Below are 3,622 nucleotides of genomic sequence, written 5' to 3'. Positions count from 1 at the left end.
GTATATCTGTAATCGCCAAACCGATTAAACGATAAGAGTATCGACCGGTTACCTCGTATGTTTTTCTACAAAATTTTCTTTAAATTTCACCAATCCAGTGACTTAAAACGCCAATATGGATTAGGAATCTATCCTAAAAGGGATTTATTCCAAACAATGAGGCCACGATCAAATTCAGCATGGTCTCGTAGTTTTTATATTTTCTTTTCCCAACGAATTAGTAATCTACGATAGCTGTTGAACCAGTTATGGATTCGCTCTACAACCTAGCGATTAGCCTTAAATCATCAGCTTGTTTTAAGCTAGCTGCTTTCTCTTGTTTGTGATTGAACATGAGAGATATGGTTCAAAACTCATGTAAGCACTTTTCTGTATAACCTTTGTCTAGGTACTGCAGCACTTGTAATGGAGATCAATAACACCCTAATGCGTCTAAAGTTTGATGTCATGGATGTTGGCACTACCACTTAAAACGGCAAGTGGTATCTATTCGCATCTGTCAACAAACTACGTTTTATGCCTCGCTTTGATCTGTTTTTTTTGGGGGGGGGGGCAATTTTTTAGCCAACTAAAGGAGCTATTGTTTGGATTACATTGATATGTAACTCCAATCAACACCTTTGCAAGTAAGGCTGTTTTGTCAAAATTGCTAAAAGACACTTGCGTTTCGTCATGTTGTAACGAGGTTTAAGCGGAAGAAAATGACATAGTATGAAGCTAGAAGTTTTTAACTTAGTTCCAATGCTCAGAGACTCTCGTAACCTGGCTATATCCAATACAAAATCACCAAGCTTTTTCGTTTTTAGCTATGGTTAATAAGCAGGTTAAATAACTACAAGGAATACAGCATGAAGTTAGCTACCACATTAGTCATTTTCGCGATAACGTCTTATGAAGTGAGCTCTGCAGAGCCCAAACCAGCCACAAAAGCGACAATGAGCGTGAATAACTTAGTAAAACAAACCTTACCTTTTAACAACAAAGACGACTTTGAAAATGCACAAAAAGGTTTCATCGCCAAGCAAGACGAAGTTACGATAAAGAACGAGGAAGGAAGTATTGTATGGGATTTGGAACAATACAAAAAATATATTGATCTCAACAACCCAGCCCCTGACAGTGTAAACCCGAGCTTATGGCGGAATGCTCAGCTCAATATGATTAATGGGTTATTCGAAGTGACGGATGGGATCTATCAAGTAAGAGGTTATGACTTAAGTAATATTACTTTCGTTAAAGGTGATACTGGATGGATTGTCTTTGATCCACTCATTTCTAAAGAAACCGCAGAAGCGGCCCTAGATTTTGTTAATAAAGAATTAGGTAAGCGTCCTGTTGTCGCTGTTGTTTACAGTCATAGTCATATTGACCACTTTGGTGGAGTACGCGGCATTGTGAAAGAAAAGGATGTGCTTGCGGGGAATGTGAAAATAATTGCCTCCCATGGATTCACCGAACATGCTGTTTCGGAGAATGTGATTGCTGGAAACGCGATGGGACGTCGAGCAATATACATGTATGGTGCCCTATTACCCAGAAATGAATTTGGTGGTGTCAATGGAGGTTTAGGTCAAACTACATCAACGGGTACTGCAACACTAATCAAGCCGACAGATATTATTGAGAAAACTGGCGATGAAATGATAGTGGATGGCATAAAAATGGTCTTTCAATATACACCGGGCACAGAAGCTCCAACGGAAATGAATACCTGGTTCCCGGATAAAAAGGCTTTATGGATGGCCGAAAACACGACCAACACCATGCACAACATATTGACCTTGCGTGGTGCGCAAGTTAGAGACGCCCTGAAATGGTCTAGCTACCTACAAGAAACTATTGAAATGTGGGGCGATGAAGTGGAAGTTAAGTTTCAAAGTCATCATTGGCCATTATGGGGAAATGCGGACATTGTTGATTATTTAAAGAAGCAGCGAGATATTTATAAGTATACTCATGACCAAACTGTGCGCTTAATGAATCAGGGATATACTGGTGAAGAAATTTCGGAAATTATCAAGTTACCAAAAGCGTTAGAAAATAACTGGAGTACTCGCGGTTATTATGGGACGCTCCGTCACAACAGCCGCGCTGTTTATCAACGTTATATGGGATGGTATGACGGAAACCCTTCTAGTCTAAATAATCTTCCGCCGACAGATGTGGCGATTAAATACGTTGAATATATAGGAGGTGAACGTGCGGCAATTGAAAAAGCCAAAGCTGACTTTGAAAAAGGAGAATACCGTTGGGTTGCCGAGGTATTGAAGCATGTCGTGTTTGCTAATCCGCAGAGTAAAGATGGAAAAGAGTTGTTGGCTGATACTTATGAACAACTCGGCTACCAAGCAGAATCGGGCCCTTGGCGCTCAGTATACCTACAAGGAGCTTATGAGCTGAGAAACGGAACACCTTCAGTCAACGGTTTAACAACGGCATCACCTGACATCGTAAAAAACATGCCGCCAGAAATGTTGTTCGATTACCTTGCAGTGCGTATTTTACCAGAAAAAGCAGAAGGTAAGACCTTTGCAATTAACCTAAACTTCACAGATTTAGATAAGAGATACACGTTATACCTAGAAAATTCAGTACTAATTCATACCTCGGAACAAGCAGAAAAACCTAACGTGACACTTACTATGAGCAAATCTGCACTGGATGATGTTCAGTTGGGCAATCTCACGTTAGAAAAAGCTATTGCAGATGGAGATATTAAGCTTGAAGGGGATAAGGAAGTATTCACGGAATTCGTAGGAATGATAGATAATTTTGATTTTTGGTTCAATATTGTAACACCGTGATAGGATAGTTAGATGAAGCTAATGCTTGCTTGTATTACAGTCCTCTACTTGTTAGCGAGCCCATTTAGTTGGGCTTGCTCTTACGATGGTCAGTTTAGTAACCCTTTTGCTGAAAGTTATCCTGGTTCACTTAGTGTCGCAATTGCAACCCAAGAGGCTCTTGATTCAAAAAGTATTGTCTTGCCTTCTCAGCTTGATGGTGGAAAAGGGTTACGGCGAGTAAGTTGGTGGTTGCAATTGTTTACTAGTCGACATTCTGGCTCTCTCAAAGGCCTTAATATATATCTTATTGATAGTCAGCTTTGGTCTAAGCTAGACAACGAGGGCAAGTTAATCATTCACACTAATGCTCCTAGTGACCGTCAAAAAGTATTGTTGCTTACAGAGACCACTTTACACAACCTTGTGTCAGAAAAGTTAACGTTGCATGAGGCTAAATATCTTGGTTTAGTAACAGTAGATGAGGGGAGCTTACCTACTACAACGAAATGAAAATTACATCTGAGCATGAGGATAAGATGATATTCATTTATAATGAAAGGTTTAAGAAAGAAAAAGATAAAAAAATACGAGAATATACGATATGTTTCAGCTGTTCATCATATAGAAAACTTAAAACGATGGTGATCTAGCCTTTTCGTATTATATTTGAGGCGTATTGTCATCTTGGATTTTTGCTTCTGCTCATAGTGTGTTGTGATCTTTAATTGTGAATAGTAATAGCTTGATGCCATCGAAAATCGAGCATCTTAGATGGTTACTGGATAAATTTACTCCCATATAGCGATTAGTATTCTGTATGGTTCTTCATAATTAAG

The 3,622-nt window shown here is 39.3% G+C and carries 2 protein-coding genes; both read left to right on the top strand.

The window, feature by feature from the left end; translation table 11 throughout:
* The first annotated feature begins 848 nt into the window (after positions 1–848).
* Positions 849–2,804, top strand: coding sequence for an alkyl/aryl-sulfatase (locus CAG69_RS08700; protein ID WP_161443765.1), 1,956 nt, complete (start codon positions 849–851; stop codon positions 2,802–2,804).
* A gap of 12 nt (positions 2,805–2,816) precedes the next feature.
* Complete coding sequence (locus CAG69_RS08695; RefSeq protein WP_161443763.1) at positions 2,817–3,296, top strand: hypothetical protein; 480 nt, start codon at positions 2,817–2,819, stop codon at positions 3,294–3,296.
* The last annotated feature ends 326 nt before the right edge of the window (positions 3,297–3,622 follow it).

This window comes from Vibrio sp. V43_P6S15P86 (genome assembly GCF_009904725.1).
Lineage (GTDB): Bacteria > Pseudomonadota > Gammaproteobacteria > Enterobacterales > Vibrionaceae > Vibrio > Vibrio diabolicus.
This window is presented reverse-complemented; position numbering and strand designations above follow the sequence as displayed.